The organism is Phytopseudomonas seleniipraecipitans (assembly GCF_900102335.1).
Lineage (GTDB): Bacteria > Pseudomonadota > Gammaproteobacteria > Pseudomonadales > Pseudomonadaceae > Aquipseudomonas > Aquipseudomonas seleniipraecipitans.
On the sequence record NZ_FNBM01000005.1, the window covers coordinates 1 to 16,810 of the forward strand.

General features: G+C 61.4%; 14 protein-coding genes and 1 tRNA gene. 4 read left to right on the forward strand and 11 right to left on the reverse strand.

Annotated elements, in window-relative coordinates; all coding sequences use genetic code 11:
• Positions 1-312: 312 nt before the first annotated feature.
• From BLS60_RS11965 to BLS60_RS12005, 9 genes are all read right to left on the reverse strand, one after another.
• Positions 313-1,098, reverse strand: coding sequence for an HpcH/HpaI aldolase family protein (locus BLS60_RS11965; RefSeq protein WP_092368272.1), 786 nt, complete (start codon positions 1,096-1,098; stop codon positions 313-315).
• Between the two features lie 9 nt (positions 1,099-1,107).
• A complete protein-coding gene (locus tag BLS60_RS11970; RefSeq protein ID WP_092368275.1) occupies positions 1,108-1,911 on the reverse strand; it encodes a carbon-nitrogen hydrolase family protein in 804 nt (267 codons plus the stop codon).
• Between the two features lie 73 nt (positions 1,912-1,984).
• Entirely contained in the window at positions 1,985-2,983 is a 999-nt protein-coding gene (locus BLS60_RS11975) for a TRAP transporter substrate-binding protein (RefSeq protein ID WP_092368278.1), read from the reverse strand.
• 26 nt (positions 2,984-3,009) lie between these two features.
• The gene (locus BLS60_RS11980; protein WP_070881116.1) at positions 3,010-4,293 is read right to left on the reverse strand and encodes a TRAP transporter large permease; all 1,284 of its coding nucleotides are present in this window, start codon (positions 4,291-4,293) and stop codon (positions 3,010-3,012) included.
• Positions 4,293-4,832, reverse strand: coding sequence for a TRAP transporter small permease (locus tag BLS60_RS11985; RefSeq protein ID WP_092368281.1), 540 nt, complete (start codon positions 4,830-4,832; stop codon positions 4,293-4,295). Before BLS60_RS11985 ends, BLS60_RS11980 begins: the two co-directional genes overlap by 1 nt.
• Positions 4,833-5,314: 482 nt before the next feature.
• Positions 5,315-6,595 (reverse strand): TRAP transporter large permease, encoded by a 1,281-nt coding sequence (locus BLS60_RS11990; protein ID WP_092368284.1) that lies wholly within the window; start codon positions 6,593-6,595, stop codon positions 5,315-5,317.
• Positions 6,596-7,207, reverse strand: coding sequence for a TRAP transporter small permease subunit (locus BLS60_RS11995; RefSeq protein ID WP_092368287.1), 612 nt, complete (start codon positions 7,205-7,207; stop codon positions 6,596-6,598).
• A gap of 70 nt (positions 7,208-7,277) precedes the next feature.
• On the reverse strand, positions 7,278-8,333 hold the full coding sequence (locus BLS60_RS12000; RefSeq protein WP_092368290.1) for a TRAP transporter substrate-binding protein: 1,056 nt from the start codon (positions 8,331-8,333) through the stop codon (positions 7,278-7,280).
• 109 nt (positions 8,334-8,442) lie between these two features.
• Entirely contained in the window at positions 8,443-9,057 is a 615-nt protein-coding gene (locus BLS60_RS12005; protein WP_244153400.1) for an RraA family protein, read from the reverse strand.
• Positions 9,058-9,220: 163 nt separating this feature from the next.
• On the opposite strand from BLS60_RS12005, the gene BLS60_RS12010 reads away from it, so the two are divergent.
• Positions 9,221-10,159, forward strand: a complete 939-nt coding sequence (locus BLS60_RS12010; RefSeq protein WP_070881110.1) for a LysR family transcriptional regulator — start codon at positions 9,221-9,223, stop codon at positions 10,157-10,159.
• A 271-nt stretch (positions 10,160-10,430) separates the two neighbouring features.
• On the opposite strand, the gene BLS60_RS12015 is transcribed toward BLS60_RS12010, so the two are convergent.
• Together BLS60_RS12015 and BLS60_RS12020 are read right to left on the reverse strand one after the other, a co-directional pair.
• On the reverse strand, positions 10,431-11,261 hold the full coding sequence (locus BLS60_RS12015) for a DUF1206 domain-containing protein (protein WP_092368295.1): 831 nt from the start codon (positions 11,259-11,261) through the stop codon (positions 10,431-10,433).
• 401 nt (positions 11,262-11,662) lie between these two features.
• Positions 11,663-11,739: transfer RNA gene (locus tag BLS60_RS12020), tRNA-Arg, on the reverse strand.
• A 346-nt stretch (positions 11,740-12,085) separates the two neighbouring features.
• Here BLS60_RS12020 and gabD point away from each other — a divergent pair.
• From gabD to BLS60_RS12035, 3 genes are all read left to right on the forward strand, one after another.
• Positions 12,086-13,534 carry an NADP-dependent succinate-semialdehyde dehydrogenase gene (gene gabD, locus BLS60_RS12025; RefSeq protein ID WP_092368298.1) on the forward strand — a complete coding sequence of 483 codons (1,449 nt, stop codon included), beginning with the start codon at positions 12,086-12,088 and terminating at the stop codon, positions 13,532-13,534.
• A 299-nt stretch (positions 13,535-13,833) separates the two neighbouring features.
• Entirely contained in the window at positions 13,834-15,114 is a 1,281-nt protein-coding gene (gene gabT / locus BLS60_RS12030; protein ID WP_092368301.1) for a 4-aminobutyrate--2-oxoglutarate transaminase, read from the forward strand.
• Between the two features lie 421 nt (positions 15,115-15,535).
• The gene (locus tag BLS60_RS12035) at positions 15,536-16,612 is read left to right on the forward strand and encodes an FAD-dependent oxidoreductase (RefSeq protein WP_092368304.1); all 1,077 of its coding nucleotides are present in this window, start codon (positions 15,536-15,538) and stop codon (positions 16,610-16,612) included.
• The last annotated feature ends 198 nt before the right edge of the window (positions 16,613-16,810 follow it).

Consider the following 16,810-nt stretch of genomic DNA (forward strand, 5'->3'; position numbering starts at 1 on the left):
CAGGTGAGGGCAGTGGCGATCTTGTGGTGGAAGGGTGGAGCGTCTTCCACCCTACGCGAGCGTGGAGGTTTTATAGCCTGGGTTAGCCGAAGGCGTAACCCGGGGCAGGGATTTGAGTTCGCTGGGGCGCTCAAATACCTCCCGGCTATGTACACCGAATGTAGCGAACAGGCTGCAGGTCGCGCTTAGGATCCGGCTTGCCGGCGATGCTCTCAAGCCCGCTTCGCCAACAAGCCGGCTGCAAAGAGGCCCGCCCCACAAAAACGAAGAAGCCCGCATATAGCGGGCTTCGTTGTTTGGCGTTGTGCTCAACTACAGCAGTTGTTCCTTCACTGCGGCAATGCTGCGCCCAGCCTGGTTGAGCCAGGACAGGTCGCTGCCCATCAGCAGCATGTCGCTGCCCATCTCGAGTAGGCGTTTGGCGGTTTCGCCGTCGGCGGGGAAGCAGGGCACCATGACTTGGATCGAGCGGGCATGGCACTTCTCGATCAGCAGTTCCAGGCGTTGTAGCACTTCGGGATTGCCCAGCCGATAGTCGACTGGCAATTGGCGCGACAGTGAGTAGTCGGCCGGGCCGAAGTGCACGGCGTCGATACATTCGACGTCGAGGATCTCGTCGATGTTGTCGAAGAACTCGTAGCTCTCTGCCATCGGTACAATCACGCTGCGATCGTTCTCTGTCTGGGTATAACTGCCCCAGTCGAAGTTCGGCCCTGCGTAGTTGGCCGATCGTACCGAGCTGTCACCGCCACGGCGGCCCATGGGCGGGAACTTGCTGTAGCGGATGATGGTGCGCATCTGTTCGGCATTGTGCACCTGGGGGATGATCACCCCCGAAGCGCCCATTTCCAGTGCCTTGCGAATATCCCATTCAAGGGTGCCGCGCACACGTACCAGGCTATGAATGCCGGAGCACTTGGCCGCCAGGATCAACTTTTCCATATCGCGGTCGACACCCAATGAGGTGTGCTCGGCATCGATGAACACGAAATCCAGGCCCCAGTTTCCCGCCACTTCGATGGGCATGGACGACGTGCTGTAGATGTTCATGCCGTAGGTGTGCGAGCGGGCCATCAGCTGTTTGAGTGTACTGTTCATCTCGTCACCTCAGATGCGATAGGTATCGGGCAGGCGATCACGGAACGGGTGCACTTCGAACACACCGGGCTCGCGGATCAGCGATTTGTTGCGCGCCTTCTCGATGTCGATCTCGACGGTGAATACGCCATCCTCTGCACCAGCCCGTACCAGCGTTTTACCGGACGGTTCGATGATGTGGCTCATGCCGATGAACTGCATGCCGCCGTCCATGTCGTTGCGGTTCGGCGCGACGAAGTAGACGATGTTCTCGGCGGCGCGCACTGTGCTGAAGATGTCCGGCAGCATGCGCGCCTGCTCTGGCCAGGCGGCTGGCAGTACGACGATATCGGCGCCTTCCAGAGCCAGGGTGCGTACGACTTCGGGGAAGCGGATTTCATAACAGATAGCCATGCCGATCCGCCCGATCGCGGTATCGAAGACCGGTGGCGTCCACTCTTCCGGCGTATCAGTGAAGCGGTCGCCGATCATGAACGGCAGGTGACGTTTGCGGTGCAGGCCGACGATGCCTTCAGGGCCGATCAGCGCGGCGGTGTTGAAGATGGCATCCGGGCGGCGCTCGTAGAAGCCGGCGATGATGTAGATACCGGTCTCCGCGCTGACGGCCAGCAGTGGGGCCAGCGCGTCGATGTCGATGGCGCCGCGCTCCAGGTCTTCACGGCTGTCGAACGAGCCGCCGGTGAGCAGGCATTCCGGGAAGGCGATCAGGCGCGAACCTTCGAGTGCTGTCTGGCGTGATAGCTCGGCGACTTTCGCGATGGTCTGGGTCGGGTTGCCGGGAACGGGGTGGATCTGCGCGACCGAAATTTTCATGATTTTCCTCTATGACAGGTAGAGTGCGCCCAAGCGATTGAGCGCACGTGTTCGTGCAGCGATGCTGCGGTGTTTAGGGCTGGGCGACGTCCATGGCCTCGTAAACCTTCTTCACGAGTTCTGGATTGATCTTCGCTGCGTATTTGTCGACGACGGGACGGACGGTTTCCTGAATGCGGGCAATCTCCGCATCCGATACTTTATTGACCTGCATGCCGGACGCCTCCAGTTCGGCGATGGCCTTGCTGTCCGCTTCGCGAGAAATCTTCCGCTGCTCGAGGCGCACTTCCATGGCCACGTCGGTGAGCAGCTTTTTCTCGTCGTCGTTGAGCGTGTCCCAGAAGGTCTTGCCGATCAGGACTATCTGCGGGTTGTAGTTGTGGCGGGTGAGGCTCATGTACTTCTGCACTTCGTTGAACTTCGAGGCGAGAATCAGCGCAGCCGGATTTTCCTGGCCGTCGACCGTGCCGGTTTCCAATGCCGTGTGCACTTCGGTAAACGGCAGCGGGGTCGGGTTGGCGCCGAGCGCTCGCCATACGTCAAGGAACAGCGGGGACTGCTGGGCGCGGATCTTCAGGCCGGCGATGTCTTCCAGCTTCTCTACCGGGCGCTTGTTGTTGGTGAGGTTGCGCACCCCCAATTCCCAGAATGCCAGGCCGACCAATTTCTGCTCGGGTAGCTGGTCGGTGAGCATCCTGCCGACTTCCCCGTCGAGCATTGCATCGACCTTGGCGGTGTCGGTGTACAGGAACGGGAAGTCGAGGATGCCGAAGTCGGTAACGTGGTTGAGCATCAGCCCGGCGTTCCAGGTCATCATCTCGATCACCCCGCCCTGCAGCGACGACAGCACCTGCACGTCACCGCCCAGCACGCCATTGGGGAAGGTGCGCACCTTTATCTTGCCGCCGCTGCGCTCGCTGACTTTCTTGGCAAACAGGTCCATGCCGATCGCTGGCGGGGTGCCTTTCGGGCTGGTGGCGGCGAATTTGATGGTGTGCGAGTTGTACTCTGCGGCGAAGCTCAGGCTGCTGGCCAGTAGCAGGGCAGCGAGTGCAGTCAGTTGCTTTTTCATGGGGAAGTCCTAGTTGTTGGTTGTTGTTATTTGGCGAACCAGCCGGCTGGAACGATGACCAGTTCCGGAAAGGCCACGAGAAGGAAAAGCACCAGCACTTCGGCGATCAGGAAGGGGAAGGTGCCTTTGAGCAGCGCTTCGTAGCGCATGCGACCGATACCGGCGACCACGTTGAGCACCGTGCCCACCGGTGGGGTGATCAGGCCGATCGAGCAATTGATCATGAACAGCACGCCGAAATAGATCGGGTCGATACCCGCCGCCGTCACCACCGGCACCAGGATCGGCGCGAGCAGCAAAATGGTCGGGGTCAGGTCCATGACCATGGAGATCAGCAGGATCAGCGCCATCAGCACGAGGATCAGCAGTTTCGGGTTGTCCATCACCGGCTGAATGAGGTCGATGATCTGCCCGGGAATATCGGCAATGGTGATCATCCACGCCGGGATCGAAGCGGCCGCGACCAGGAACATCACTGCCGCGGTGGTCTTGCCGGCGCGCAGCAGCAGGGCGTTGAGATCCTTCAGGTTGAGCTCGCGGTACACCAGCGTAGACACCAGCAGCGCATACACACTGGCCACGGCGCCGGCTTCGGTTGGCGTGACCACGCCGAAGCGCAGGCCGACGACAATGATCACCGGCAGCAGCAGTGCCCAGATGCTGTCGACGAACGCCTTGGCCCGCTGCTTGCCGCTCGCCTTGGGGCTCAGTTGCACATCGGTGTCGCGGCGCGATACCAGCCACCAGGCCACGCACAGTGCCGACGCGATCAGCAGGCCCGGGAAGATGCCCGCAAGGAACAGTTTGGTGATCGACAGCCCGGACGCCACGCCGAGCACCACGAAGCCGATACTCGGCGGGATGATCGAACCGAGCACCGAGACCGAAGCGATCAGCCCGCCCGAACGGTTCTTGTTGTAGCCGGCGATAACCATCATCGGCAGCAGCAAGGCGGTCAGCGAGGCGGCGTCGGCGAGTGCCGAGCCGGACAGGCTCGACAGCAGCACGCCAGCAAAGATGGCGACGTAGCCCAAGCCACCGCGCAGGTGACCGACCATGGCAATAGCCAGGTTGATGATGCGTTTGGATAACCCGCCGCTGTTCATCACCTCACCGGCGATGATGAACAGAGGAATCGCCAGCAAGGGAAAGCTGCCGGCGGAGTTGATGATGTTCTGCGCGATGATCTGGCCATCGAACAGCCCTAGCAGCCACATCAGGGCAACGCCGCAGAGAATCAGGGCATAGGCGATAGGCGCGCCAATCAGAATGGCGGCCATCAGCACGCCGACGAATACGGTAAGGGCCATTACTTGAGTACCCCGGTTTCGGTGGAGGACAGCACGTGCGCTTCTTCATCGCTGCGTTGCGGGCGGTAGCTGCCAGCCGGCTTTCGCAGGTTGTCGATCAGTTGGGTGGCTATCAGCAAGGCGCTGAGCACCGAGAACACCAGGCCTGCGCCATAGAACAGCGCCATGGACACGCCTGTGGAAGGTGCGCCGACATGCAGGTTGATCAGCGTCTGTTTCCAGCTACCGAGCAGGAACAGCCAGGTGACGTAGAGCATGAGCAACTGAGTGATCACCAGCAGGTACTTGGCGACCACGGGTGAGACGCGACTGGTGAGCATGTCGACGCCGATATGGCCGTTCTCGTGGAGCATCAATTGCGCGCCAGCGAACACCAGCCAGACGAAAGCCAGCCGCGAAATTTCCTCGCTGAAGAACAGCCCGGAGTTGAAGCCGTAGCGCAGCACGACGTTGAGGAATATCAGCAGGGTGATACAGACCAGGCTTGAAACGATCAGCACTTTCAGTGCAGCGAAGTAGATAGTCAGAACATTTTTCACGGTGCGCTCTCCAGCAAGTGGGCAGATGAGCGAAGTAAGGAAGTGGCTTGATAATTATTGTCGGCACTCGTGAAAGTTACCGATACGGCAGCGTTGGCCGTTGAGCAATAGGCGGGCATGTATCACCTTTTTATTATTGGTCGTATGCAGTCATACGCGGTGATTTGATTCTTTTCTCATTGCCTTTGGGTGTCAATGCAACTACCCGAAGAGTCGGATTCAATGTTTTTATTAGGTTGATAAAAACGGCAGATATGAGCGGGTGTGCACTTTTATCACGCACGGGGAGACCTTAAATGCCAATATTTAACGCGCTGCTGTCGCGGCGTTGCTAATAGTCAGCCAGCCGCGCGCCGCCGGCGGCGCGGACTCCGCTGGCGACGTATGAGGCTGGGCCAACCAATTAAGGCGTGGTGCACATCCTTTTACAGATGTCCTGGTAGTTGTGGCGTGAATGACGGGCGTATCAGCGTGAACATTGTCTACGCAAATGTCGGTAACCAAAGAGCAAGTTGCGGAAATATAATCAGCAGGGCAATCAATAACAGCAGCACAAGGCAGAAGGGCAATACGCCGATTATTACGTCCGTGAAGTTACCTTTGTTACGAATGCTCTGCACCACGAACAAGCTCATGCCGAAGGGCGGCGTTATCTGGCCCAACTCGCATAGGATGATCAGAATCACGCCGAACCATAAGGGGTCGAAGCCCAGTGCAACAATCACCGGCACCACCAGTGGCGCGGTGGTAATCAGCATCGCCAGGGTGTCCATGAAGCAGCCAAGGATGATGTAGAACAGGATGATCGCCAGCAGCGTGGCCATCGGCGACAGTTCCAGACCGGTGATGAAGCTGACCAGCGTGGGCGTCAGGCCGATGGCCGACAGCACGAAGTTGAGGAAGAATGCCGACAGGGTGATGAAGATGATCATCCCGCTGGTGCGCATGGTCGACTCGAATGCCTGGCCGAGGTTCTGCCAGGTGAAGGTGCGCCGGAACAGGCCGAGACCGAACGCGGCCAGTACGCCCAATGCCGCCGACTCACTGGCCGTGGCGAAACCGCTGTAGATGGCACCGACTACCAGCACGAAGATCGCCATGGGCGGTAGCAGGTCGGGGATGCTCGCCAGGCGCTCGGCCCAGGTGGCGTGCTGGCGAGTACCGCCGAGCTTCGGCCAGATCATGCAGGTGATCACGATCATCGCCACGAACATCACGCACAGCAGCAGGCCGGGAATGGTCGCCGCCAGATAGAGTTTGGGTACCGAGATATTGGCGATCAAGGCGAACAGGATCATGTTGATCGAGGGCGGAATCAGAATGCCCAGGGTGCCGCCGGCCGCGATCGAACCGAGGAACAGCGGCGCCGGGTAGCCTTTGCGCTCCTGCTCCGGCAGGGCGATGGTCGAGATGGTCGCCGCCGTGGCCACGCTGGAACCGCTGGTGGCGGAGAACAGTGCCGAGGCGCCGATGTTCGAGTTCATCAGCCCGCCGGGTAGCCACGACAGCCACTTGTCCGCCGCGCCATACATGCGCCCGGCTACGCCGGAGCAGACCAGCAGCTCGCCCATCAGGATGTACAGCGGAATGGCCACCAGCAGAAATTCGGCGCCAGTACTCCAGGCTATTTCGCCCATGGCATTGCTCAGCGGCAACGCCGAAAACAGCTCGGCCAGCGACATGCCCAGCAGGCCCACGCTGACGGCCGCAGCGACGCTCAGGCCGAGTAAACCGAGCAGCACGATAAGGGTAAACACCAGCATCTAGCGACCCTCCTTTGTTGTTGAACGGGCACTGATACTGGAGCGCGATTCTTCCTCGATCTCCTCCTCGACGGAGTTGATGCCGATCAGCGCGTTGGCCGCGGCCCAGCGCTGCTGGCGTAACTGCATCAGGCTGTTGTAACCGAGCACCAGAATGGTGGTAGCGAAGAACAGGTAGCCGGCGAACCACAGGGATTGGGGAATCCACTGCGGCACCTGTAGCGGCGTGGTGGAAATCGAGCGGTAGACGATGGAATCCCACAGCACGCCGCCCACATGGAACAGCAGCGTACCGACGAACAGCGCCATGCCGACCAGTGCCAGCAGGTTGAAGCCGACCTTGGGCTTGAGCGACAGGCGCGAATAGAGGATGTCGACGCGCAGGTGGGAGCGTTTGAGCAGCGCGATGGGGAAGGCCCAGGCGCTGACGATGGCCAGCACATAACCGGCAATCTCGTCGGCGCCGCCCATGGAAAAGCCAAACAGGCGGCGCAACAGCAAGTCGATGCTGATCATCAAGGCCGAGCCCATCAGCGCGATACCGCCTACCCAGGCACTGATCCTGGCGATGCGATTGATGAGCCGGAGGCTCGGGGTGTCGGTACGTTGCATGAGCAGGTTCTCCGCGAACGGTTGGCGGTCAGCGCGGCAAGCGCCTTGTCGGGCGAGGTCTTCGCGGTAGTCAGGGGTCAGTCAGGCTGACGCCAATCGCCTTGCCCGCCGTGGCGTTCCACTGCTGCACGCAGTCGGCGCCGCAACGCTGGCCCCAGTCATTGGCGATACGCAGCACCATGGCGCGCAGCCTGGTCTGCTCCTCACGCGTGGGGGCGTTGGCGTGCATGTGGGCGGGGCGGTGAATCTGGCAGTCGGTTGCGCCCGTGTTACAGGCCAGCGCATAGCGGTTCTCTCGGGCGGTTTCCGTCCAGAGGGCATCCTCCAGTACCTGAGCCTGGGCCTGCAGCAGTTGCTGCACATCAGGGGAAAGCTGTTGCCAGCGCTGCAGACCCATGGCGTAGAAGCCGATCGACCAGTCCACCGGCAGGTCGTACACATGGCCTGCCACGTCGTACCACTTGGCGGCGTTGCCCGAGCCCATGCCGGTCACCGCACAGTCGATGACGCCGGTCTGTATGGCGGTGACCACTTCGGCGAACGGCAAGGTAACGGGGGAGGCGCCAAGTGCGCCGACCATGTCGGCCATGTTGCGGCCACGTACGCGCACCTTGCGGCCCTTGAGGTCGTTCAGGGTGTTCACGGCATCGCGGCAGAAAAACACCTGCGCGGTATAGGGCACGGTCGCCAGCAGCTTGACGCCGTGGCGCTCGGCCATACGCGCCGCGAGCACCGGCTTGTAGGCATTGGCGATTTTGCGCGAGGTGTCGATGTCGGCTGCCATGCCGGGCAGGTCGATGCCCTCGAAAGCCGCATCGTCGCCCGCCACGAAGGCGAACACGCCCATGCCGATCTCGACCGCGCCGGCGCGCAGCACGCGAACCATCTCCGGGCCCTTGAGGCCGCTCTCCGAGAGGCCCATCAGGCGGGCGGTGACCTTGCCGCCCGAGCTGGCGGGCAGGGTTTCGCTCCAGAACGGACGCTCGACCGCGCGAAAGGTGTAGTTGTGGCTGCCGCCACCGACCACGTTGAAATGGACGGACGACGCATCGTCCGCGAGCGCGCTGGCGCCAATCGAGCAGCCCAGCGCAGCCAGGATCACCCTGGGGAGCGAGTACAGTTTCATTGTAGTCCTGTTGTTCTTTTGGGGGGAGCTACGGGGCAGAAACCTGAAAAGTGCAGCGGGTCAGTATTGAAATTGTTGTCGCGCCTGACTAGGCGCGTTGGTGCCGGCGTTATCGCGCCTTGCCGATGGCCGCATCGATCACTGAGCGTGAGCCCACCACATCGGGAAACTTCTCACCCTGAGCCAGGCGCGCCAGGGTGTGCTTCTCGTTTTCCTGGAAGTCGATGGCACGGCGGGCCAGGGCCAGTGCCTGGTCGGGTGGCAGGATGACGATGCCGTTCTCGTCGGCGATCACCGCATCTCCTGGTCGAACCACCACGCCACCGCATTGCACCACGGTACAGAACTCGCCTTCCTCGCCCTTCACCCGCGTGGTGATGGCGCTGGCGCCCCACGACCAGACCGGCACCCCGTGTTGGCGAATCTCGCCCAGGTCGGTGACATAACCATCGATGACGATTCCAGCGATACCTGCCTGCTTGGCGGCATACGCCATGGCGCCGCCCATGGCAGCGGTCACGCTTTCGCCACAGCGGTCGACCACCAGAAAGTCACCCGGCCTCGCGCAACCCATCGCGTAATGTAGGATGCCGCCGTCGGCGCCGGGCATTTTCACCGTCACCGCCGTGCCGACGGTGCGCAGGTTTTCGAAATGCGCCTTGATCTGCGGGCTCACTATGCCGGTGGTGATGAAATGCCCAATCGTGGCGGGCTCGGCTCGCATAAGAACGGAAAGTTCTTCTGGATTAATCGCGTCGGGAAGTGCTTCGATAATATACATGCGCTGTTTAATTATTCGTTTTTGGCAAGAGTTGGCCCGATCCTAACAAGCCTGTTTTTGTGGCGATAATAAAAATCAGCGAACAAAAGAGGGGACGATTTTTATCATGCGAATTACCCTGATGCAGATCGAGGCCTTCTACTGGACTGCCCGATTGGGCGGTGTACATGCCGCCTCACGCCATCTCCACCTCACCCAGCCGGCCATTTCCTCGCGCATCCGCGAGATGGAGTCGCTGCTCAGCGTCAAGCTGTTCGACCGCAGCAAGCAGCGCATGACCCTCACCGCCGATGGCCATATTGCATTGCGCCACGCCGAGCTGGCGCTCAACAACAGCGTGAAACTGGAGCAGTTCGCCGCCAAGCAGAAGCAGCACCGCCGGCTGCGCCTGGGTGCCGACGAATGCTCGGCCATGGTCGGCCTGACCGCTGTGATCGCCGAGATCAAGGCGCACTTTCCCGAGATCACTCTGGAAATCACCATCGACGTCGGCGCGGTGCTCAACCGCAAGCTCAACGACCACGAGCTCGACCTGGCGCTGCTCACCAACCCCGCCACTCGCGAAGACGTCACTGACATCTTCATCGGCTGGATGACCTTCCAGTGGGTAGCCGCCCCGCAACTGGGCATCGACGCCGACCCCTTCCTGCCGGAACACGCCGCCGGCCACCCCATCGTCAGCCACTCCGCGCCCTCTACCTTGTACTCGGTGGTCGAGAGCTGGCTCAAGGACGGTAACGCTCCGTCGGAAGCCTTCCACTCCAGCAACTCCCTGGCCTTCATGGCCAAACTGGTCTCCGCTGGCCATGCCATCGGCATCCTGCCCGTGCCGCTGATCCGCGAAATGCTCGCCCTCAACTTGTTGAAAACCCTGCCCTGCGACCCACCGATCCCGCCGGCGCGCTTCTGCCTCTCCTACATGACGGAAATGCCCGATATGCAGATCGATGCGCTGGTTGCTATTACCCGGGAGACGTTATTACGGCAGAAGTTTTTGGTGGGGGCGGAGGATATGGACGTGGATGCTCAAGATGTCGAGCGTTGATAATTAATGATAGGAGCGGGCTTGCACCGGACTGTCTCTACTTGGCCAAGTAATTCTCTTTCCTCACCGAGAGAATTATTGCTCGCTTTTATAAATGCTTTGGAAGTCGCCCTGACTTCATTTCAGGCAGCGATCGGCCGTCCACAGGGCGGGCTGGCCTAGATGTCATCGGGACAGATCACACTTGTAGGTGAGATGGCCTGCCCTTCACGCTTTTAGCTGGTATTAAAAGTGCCCCGTTGTTAACCGAGGCTTTCATCGCAACGGGACATCAATTAAAGACGGCCGCGGTATCTATGCGCCGCCAGATCGCTTCGGAAAAGCTGTACAGCGCAAATGCGATCAGTCCGCCACCGATCAGCGCCAACCAGAAGGTGCCATACGGCAACGACTGCAGTGCATTCAATGCGTCCTCAAGGCCTGGTGGCTCGGTGGGCTTGTAGCGCGTACCACCACTGAAGAGCATGCCCGACACCACCAGAAACGAGACGCCGCGGGCAATCAAACCCACCTTCGAGACTGGCGTTACCCAGCGCATGACGTCATCCGACGCAGCGAAGTATTTTTCAAATTTGGCTTTCCAGCCCTTGATGATGTGCGCGATGCCGACGCCCAGCGGCACCAATGCGACCAGGTAGACCAGATAGTTCGAATACTTCCAGCCCAACATCCCCGATAGAAAGTCGCCGCTGCCACCGCCACCACTGGAGGACTCACCGAGCGAGCTTCCCAGCAGACCCAGCGTAAACAGGGTCAGCAGGCTGTAACTGATGGCACCACCAACAAGGCCTGCGCGCGCTGCGAGCCCCTTGGCATCGGTGCCATGATCTTCCGGGTCGGTAATGGCCTGGGTTATCCGCCATGCGGCGTAGGCAATAAGCCCTGCGACCATGATCCAGAGCAACGCTTCGCCGAAAGGTTGCCCAAGCAGTTGCGAGATCGCGCCTTTGGTGCCGACCGTTTCCCCGCTACCTCTGGCCGCCAGCAGCGCGAAGGTGCCGATGATCAGATACACCACTCCGCGTGCTGCGTAGCCAGTCCGAGCGAGCCAGACGATGCCGTGAGAGAGTTCGCCTTTTGCGTGGCTGGCTGGGTTATACACAGTTAGGCTCCTGAGTGGGAATGCAGACGACGCTGCAGTTGACACCCGGTGCGCAGGGGCGTTTCGACTAAATAGCAGTGCTGTGTACTCGGGTGCGCAAGCTCAAGCACTGCGCGTATTCAGTTCGGATTTTTACTGTTCAGGGCGTGCATTTAGAAGTCGCTGCCCTTGAGTGCCGCCTGGCAATTCGCTTCCCAACGAAGATTTATATCACCCGGGCTGGCTACCTGCTCCGGCTGATTGCAGGGGCGATTCACGAGGCGGTGTACGCCGATCGAATAGCGCCTTATGAAGGGTCAACGCAGGCTCAGGTCGAATGCTAAAAACGACAAAGCCCGCATATGGCGGGCTTTGTGTTTCGCTTCCGAGTCATCTCTGATGGATGAGGGGAAACATCAATTTGGCGCACCAGGCGGGATTCGAACCCACGACCCCTGCCTTCGGAGGGCAGTACTCTATCCAGCTGAGCTACTGGTGCGTTGCGGGGCGCAATCATACGCATGTCGCTGGCGTGCGTCCATGCTGGTGGCGGGGCTCGCTGGGTGGGTACGGACGGTGGCTTCGGCTATATAAGAAGGCGGCCCGAATGCCGGTGATCGGCTGGGATGTTAATTTTCTCGAACGGCCTATTGCCCTTTAATGTGGCTAATCTTACGATCTGTTTGATATTTCAAACGACGGTGTTGGCCAAGCTGAACTCTAACCGGCACCCTCCGTTCGAACTGCCAGGCAGTAGATAACCTGCGCTCTACCCGTATCTGGGTTCGCTCCCAGCTTCTTTCGTCATCTCCTGGCGCTGCGGTGCCGGGATAGAGGAGACCGCCATGCAACTGAAAGACGCTCAACTGTTCCGCCAGCAGGCTTTCGTCAACGGCGCGTGGGCTGATGCCGACAGCGGCCAGGCCATCAAGGTCAACAACCCGGCGACCGGTGAAGTGATTGGCACGGTGCCGAAGATGGGCGCGGTCGAAACCCGCCGTGCCATTGAAGCGGCTGACAAGGCCCTGCCGGCCTGGCGTGCGCTGACCGCCAAGGAGCGTTCCGCCAAGCTGCGCCGCTGGTATGAATTGATGCTGGAGAACCAGGACGACCTGGCGCGTCTGATGACCATCGAGCAGGGCAAGCCATTGGCCGAGGCCAAGGGCGAAATCGCCTATGCGGCGTCTTTCATCGAGTGGTTCGCCGAAGAAGCCAAGCGCGTGTACGGCGATACCATTCCGGGTCATCAGCCTGACAAGCGCCTGATCGTGATCAAACAGCCGATCGGCGTGACCGCGGCCATCACCCCGTGGAACTTCCCGGCGGCAATGATCACCCGTAAGGCCGGCCCGGCGCTGGCCGCGGGTTGCACCATGGTGCTCAAGCCCGCTTCGCAGACGCCTTACTCCGCTCTGGCCCTGGCCGAGCTGGCCACCCGTGCCGGTATTCCGGCTGGCGTGTTCAGCGTGGTGACCGGCAGCGCGGGCGATATTGGCAGCGAGCTGACCGGCAACCCGATCGTGCGCAAGCTGTCGTTCACCGGCTCCACCGAGATCGGTCGCCAGCTGATGGCCGAGTGCGCCCAGGACATCAAGAAAGTGTCTCTGGAGTTAGGCGGCAACGCGCCCTTCATCGTGTTCGACGACGCTGACCTGGACAAGGCCATCGAAGGCGCGATCATCTCCAAGTACCGTAACAACGGCCAGACCTGCGTGTGCGCCAACCGCATCTACGTGCAGGACGGCGTCTACGATGCCTTCGCCGAGAAGCTCAAGGTCGCGGTCGAAAAACTGAAGATCGGCAACGGTCTGGAGGACGGTACCACCACTGGCCCGCTGATCGACGAGAAGGCCGTGGCCAAGGTCAAGGAGCACATCGAGGACGCCGTTTCCAAAGGTGCCAAGATCCTCTCCGGCGGCAAGACCCACGCCCTCGGCGGTACCTTCTTCGAGCCGACCATTCTGGCCGACGTGCCGAAGAATGCGCTGGTCTCCAAGGACGAAACCTTCGGCCCGCTGGCGCCGCTGTTCCGTTTCAAGGACGAGGCCGAAGTGATCGCCATGGCCAACGACACCGAGTTCGGTCTGGCCTCCTACTTCTACGCCCGTGACCTGAGCCGCGTGTTCCGTGTGGCCGAGGCGCTGGAATACGGTATGGTCGGCATCAACACCGGGCTGATCTCCAACGAAGTGGCGCCGTTCGGCGGCATCAAGGCTTCGGGCCTGGGCCGTGAAGGCTCCAAGTACGGCATCGAGGACTACCTGGAAATCAAATACCTCTGCCTGAGCATCTGATCAGGCAATGTAAAAACTACTGCGCTCGGTCAGACGGCGTTAAAAACAGGCTCAAATGCTCATTTACACTTGTAAAGTCGAGCGCGACCCCGGCCGCTTTTCGCCCGTTTTCGCCTTGTCTGACCGTCGCTCGCTACGTTTTTACAAAGCCTGATGCCGCGCCACTTTTGAGCGGCGCAAACACACGTTTTCCCCTGCATCTCGCAAGGCCCGGCAGTCGATCATCGTATGCTGCCGTGGCTGTACCGGGATGCGTCATCCTTGAGCCACACCGACGATGAGCGGTGAATGAGGAAGCCATGAGCAAGACTAACGAATCCCTGCTGCAACGCCGCCAGGCCGCCGTACCGCGTGGCGTCGGCCAGATCCACCCGATCGTCGCCGAGCGCGCCGAGAACGCTACCGTGTGGGATGTGGAAGGTCGCGAGTACATCGACTTCGCTGGCGGCATCGCCGTGCTGAACACCGGCCACTTGCACCCGAAAGTGGTCGCCGCCGTTCAGGAACAGCTGACCAAGCTGAGCCACACCTGCTTCCAGGTGCTGGCGTACGAGCCCTACATCGAGCTGTGCGAAGAAATCGCCAAGCGCGTACCGGGCGACTTCGCCAAGAAGACCTTGCTGGTCACCTCAGGCTCCGAAGCCGTCGAGAACGCCGTAAAGATCGCCCGCGCCGCCACCGGCCGCGCTGGCGTGATCGCCTTCACCGGTGCCTACCACGGCCGCACCATGATGACCCTGTCGCTGACCGGCAAGGTCGCGCCGTACTCCGCTGGCATGGGCCTGATGCCTGCGGGCGTGTACCGCGCCATCGCGCCGTGCGAGCTGCATGGCGTGAGCGAAGATGAATCCATCGCCAGCATCGAGCGCGTATTCAAGAACGATGCCCAGCCCCAGGACATCGCCGCGATCATCATCGAGCCGGTGCAGGGCGAAGGTGGGTTCTACGTCAATTCGCCCGCCTTCATGCAGCGTCTGCGCGCCCTGTGCGACCAGCACGGCATCCTGCTGATCGCTGACGAAGTGCAGACCGGCGCTGGCCGTACCGGCACCTTCTTCGCCACCGAGCAATTGGGCGTGGTCCCCGATTTGACTACTTTCGCCAAGTCGGTCGGCGGCGGCTTCCCGATCTCCGGCGTGTGCGGTAAAGCCGAGATCATGGACACCATCGCCCCTGGTGGTCTGGGCGGCACCTATGCCGGTAGCCCGATCGCCTGCGCCGCGGCCCTGGCCGTGCTCAAGGTGTTCGACGAGGAGAAGCTGCTGGATCGCTCCAGCGCTGTCGGCGAGAAGCTGAAAGCCGGCCTGCACAAGATCGCTGAGAAGCACAAGGTGATCGGTGACGTGCGCGGCCTGGGTTCGATGATCGCCATCGAGCTGTTCGAAGGCGGCGACCACAGCAAACCGGCTGCCGAGCTGACGGGCAAGATCGTCGCCAAGGCACGCGAGAAAGGCCTGATCCTGCTGTCGTGTGGTACCTACTACAACGTGGTGCGCTTCCTGATGCCGGTGACCATCCCGGACGAGCAGCTGGAAAAAGGCATCGCCATCGTCGCCGAGTGCTTCGACGAACTGGCGTAAGCCAACCCGTTGAAAGAGACCCGCTTAGGCGGGTCTTTTTTTGCCTGCGGTTTGCCGCTGTCACCAACGCAGAGGTGGATCACGACCCAGGCTACATTGGGCGGTAGCGCTTTTTATCCTTTGCTGCGGATGCCGCTGCGCTTTGCCTATGGTGGTCGTGGCAGCATGCCTCGAGTGTCCTCGGAGGGTCGCCGGCGCGAGCCTCTGCAACCTCGAATTGACGAATGTAACCACGCAAAAAATGTGTCGAAAGCTGGCCGCAAGCGTCTCCTCTCTTGCTCGGAGCGCTTGGTTGCCGCCATGCTCGGGGAAAGCTCGAACGCGTGGGATCATTGCGCGGCTGCTTCGGTCAAAGCTCGCTGTGCATTCTCCAGAGCGGCCGTGTGCCGTTCTACCCAGGCTCAAAAGGATAGTGGTGTAGATGACTGACTACGATCTGCTGCTGGTAGGCGCCGGCCCGGCCCATCTCGGTGTGCTGCGGCGCTGGGCGCTGATCGAGCGGCCAGCTGGGCGTATCGGCCTGGTGGCCAGTGCCGAGCATGCCTGGCACGCCGGCATGCTGCCTGGGCTGGTGGCGGGCCGTTACCGGGCTGCCGACTGCCAGATCGACCTGACCGCGCTGTGCCAGGGCGCGCAGGTCGAGTTGATCGTCGCCGAGGTCGACGCGCTGGCAGCTGGCGAACGCCAGGTGACACTGAGTGATGGCCGGCAGCTGCATAGCCAGTGGCTGTCGCTGAACGTCGGCGAGCGGGTGGCCTGCCCGCCGCGCGAGGGTGAGGCGATGGATGTGCTGGCGGTCAAGCCGGTAGACGCCTTCATCACTGGCTGGCAGGCCTGGCAGCGTGACCCGCAGCCGCTGGCGATTCTCGGCGGCGGCGTCGCCGGCGTGGAAATGGCCCTGGCGCTGGCCGACAAGGTGCCGCAGCTGGCGCTGTTCTGTGGTGAGCCACTGCTGGCCGGTCACTGTGCCGGGCTGCGCATGCGCGCCTGGGGCCATCTGCGCATGCGCCGGGTGCAGGTGCGCGAGGACTGCCCGATCAGCCGCATCGACGGCAATTGTCTGATCAGTGGCGAGGCGTCGGTATGGCGTGGCGGCCGGCTGTTGCTGGCCAGCGGCGCCCAGGCGTTTCCGTGGGTCGCCGAGAGCGGCCTGAGCTGCGATGCCGACGGGTTCGTGCACACCGCGCCGACGCTGCAGAGCCACTCCCATCCGCAGGTATTTGCGGTGGGCGATTGCGCCAATTTGCCTGGCGTGCGCAAGAGTGGCCTGTATTCGATGCGCCAGGTGCCGGTGCTCAGCGCCAACCTGACGGCTGCGTTGCGCGGCGGGCAGCTGCGTGATTACGGCAACCGCGGCCAGCGCCCGTTGCTGCTGGCCAGTGGCGATGGCGGTGCACTGTTCGGCTGGCACCAGTGGAGCGCCGGCGGGCAGTTCTACGGCCGTTGCAAGGATTACTTCGACCGCGCATTCGTCAAGCGCCACAGCCTCAAGCGCTGACCCTCGCTTCGCAGCGCACTTGTGCTGCCGTTACTCTGCTACCAAAGTGCCATGGCCGATTGGTGAGCGGGGTGCTCCACTGTGCAATGGGCAGCGCGGCGCTACAGATCCGCCTCGCGCTGCCGATGTGCTTAGCAGGGCAATGGATTATTTCATTGCCGTTTGCCGTATCGACATGCTCGAAAAATAATAATAACG

Coding starts and splice junctions, on each gene's coding strand:
- BLS60_RS11965 (WP_092368272.1), bottom strand. CDS start 1,098: ATGAACAGTACACTCAAACAGCTGATGGCCCGCTCGCACACCTACGGC.
- BLS60_RS11970 (WP_092368275.1), bottom strand. CDS start 1,911: ATGAAAATTTCGGTCGCGCAGATCCACCCCGTTCCCGGCAACCCGACC.
- BLS60_RS11975 (WP_092368278.1), bottom strand. CDS start 2,983: ATGAAAAAGCAACTGACTGCACTCGCTGCCCTGCTACTGGCCAGCAGC.
- BLS60_RS11980 (WP_070881116.1), bottom strand. CDS start 4,293: ATGGCCCTTACCGTATTCGTCGGCGTGCTGATGGCCGCCATTCTGATT.
- BLS60_RS11990 (WP_092368284.1), bottom strand. CDS start 6,595: ATGCTGGTGTTTACCCTTATCGTGCTGCTCGGTTTACTCGGCCTGAGC.
- BLS60_RS11995 (WP_092368287.1), bottom strand. CDS start 7,207: ATGCAACGTACCGACACCCCGAGCCTCCGGCTCATCAATCGCATCGCC.
- BLS60_RS12000 (WP_092368290.1), bottom strand. CDS start 8,333: ATGAAACTGTACTCGCTCCCCAGGGTGATCCTGGCTGCGCTGGGCTGC.
- BLS60_RS12005 (WP_244153400.1), bottom strand. CDS start 9,057: ATGCGAGCCGAGCCCGCCACGATTGGGCATTTCATCACCACCGGCATA.
- BLS60_RS12010 (WP_070881110.1), top strand. CDS start 9,221: ATGCGAATTACCCTGATGCAGATCGAGGCCTTCTACTGGACTGCCCGA.
- gabD (WP_092368298.1), top strand. CDS start 12,086: ATGCAACTGAAAGACGCTCAACTGTTCCGCCAGCAGGCTTTCGTCAAC.
- gabT (WP_092368301.1), top strand. CDS start 13,834: ATGAGCAAGACTAACGAATCCCTGCTGCAACGCCGCCAGGCCGCCGTA.
- BLS60_RS12035 (WP_092368304.1), top strand. CDS start 15,536: ATGACTGACTACGATCTGCTGCTGGTAGGCGCCGGCCCGGCCCATCTC.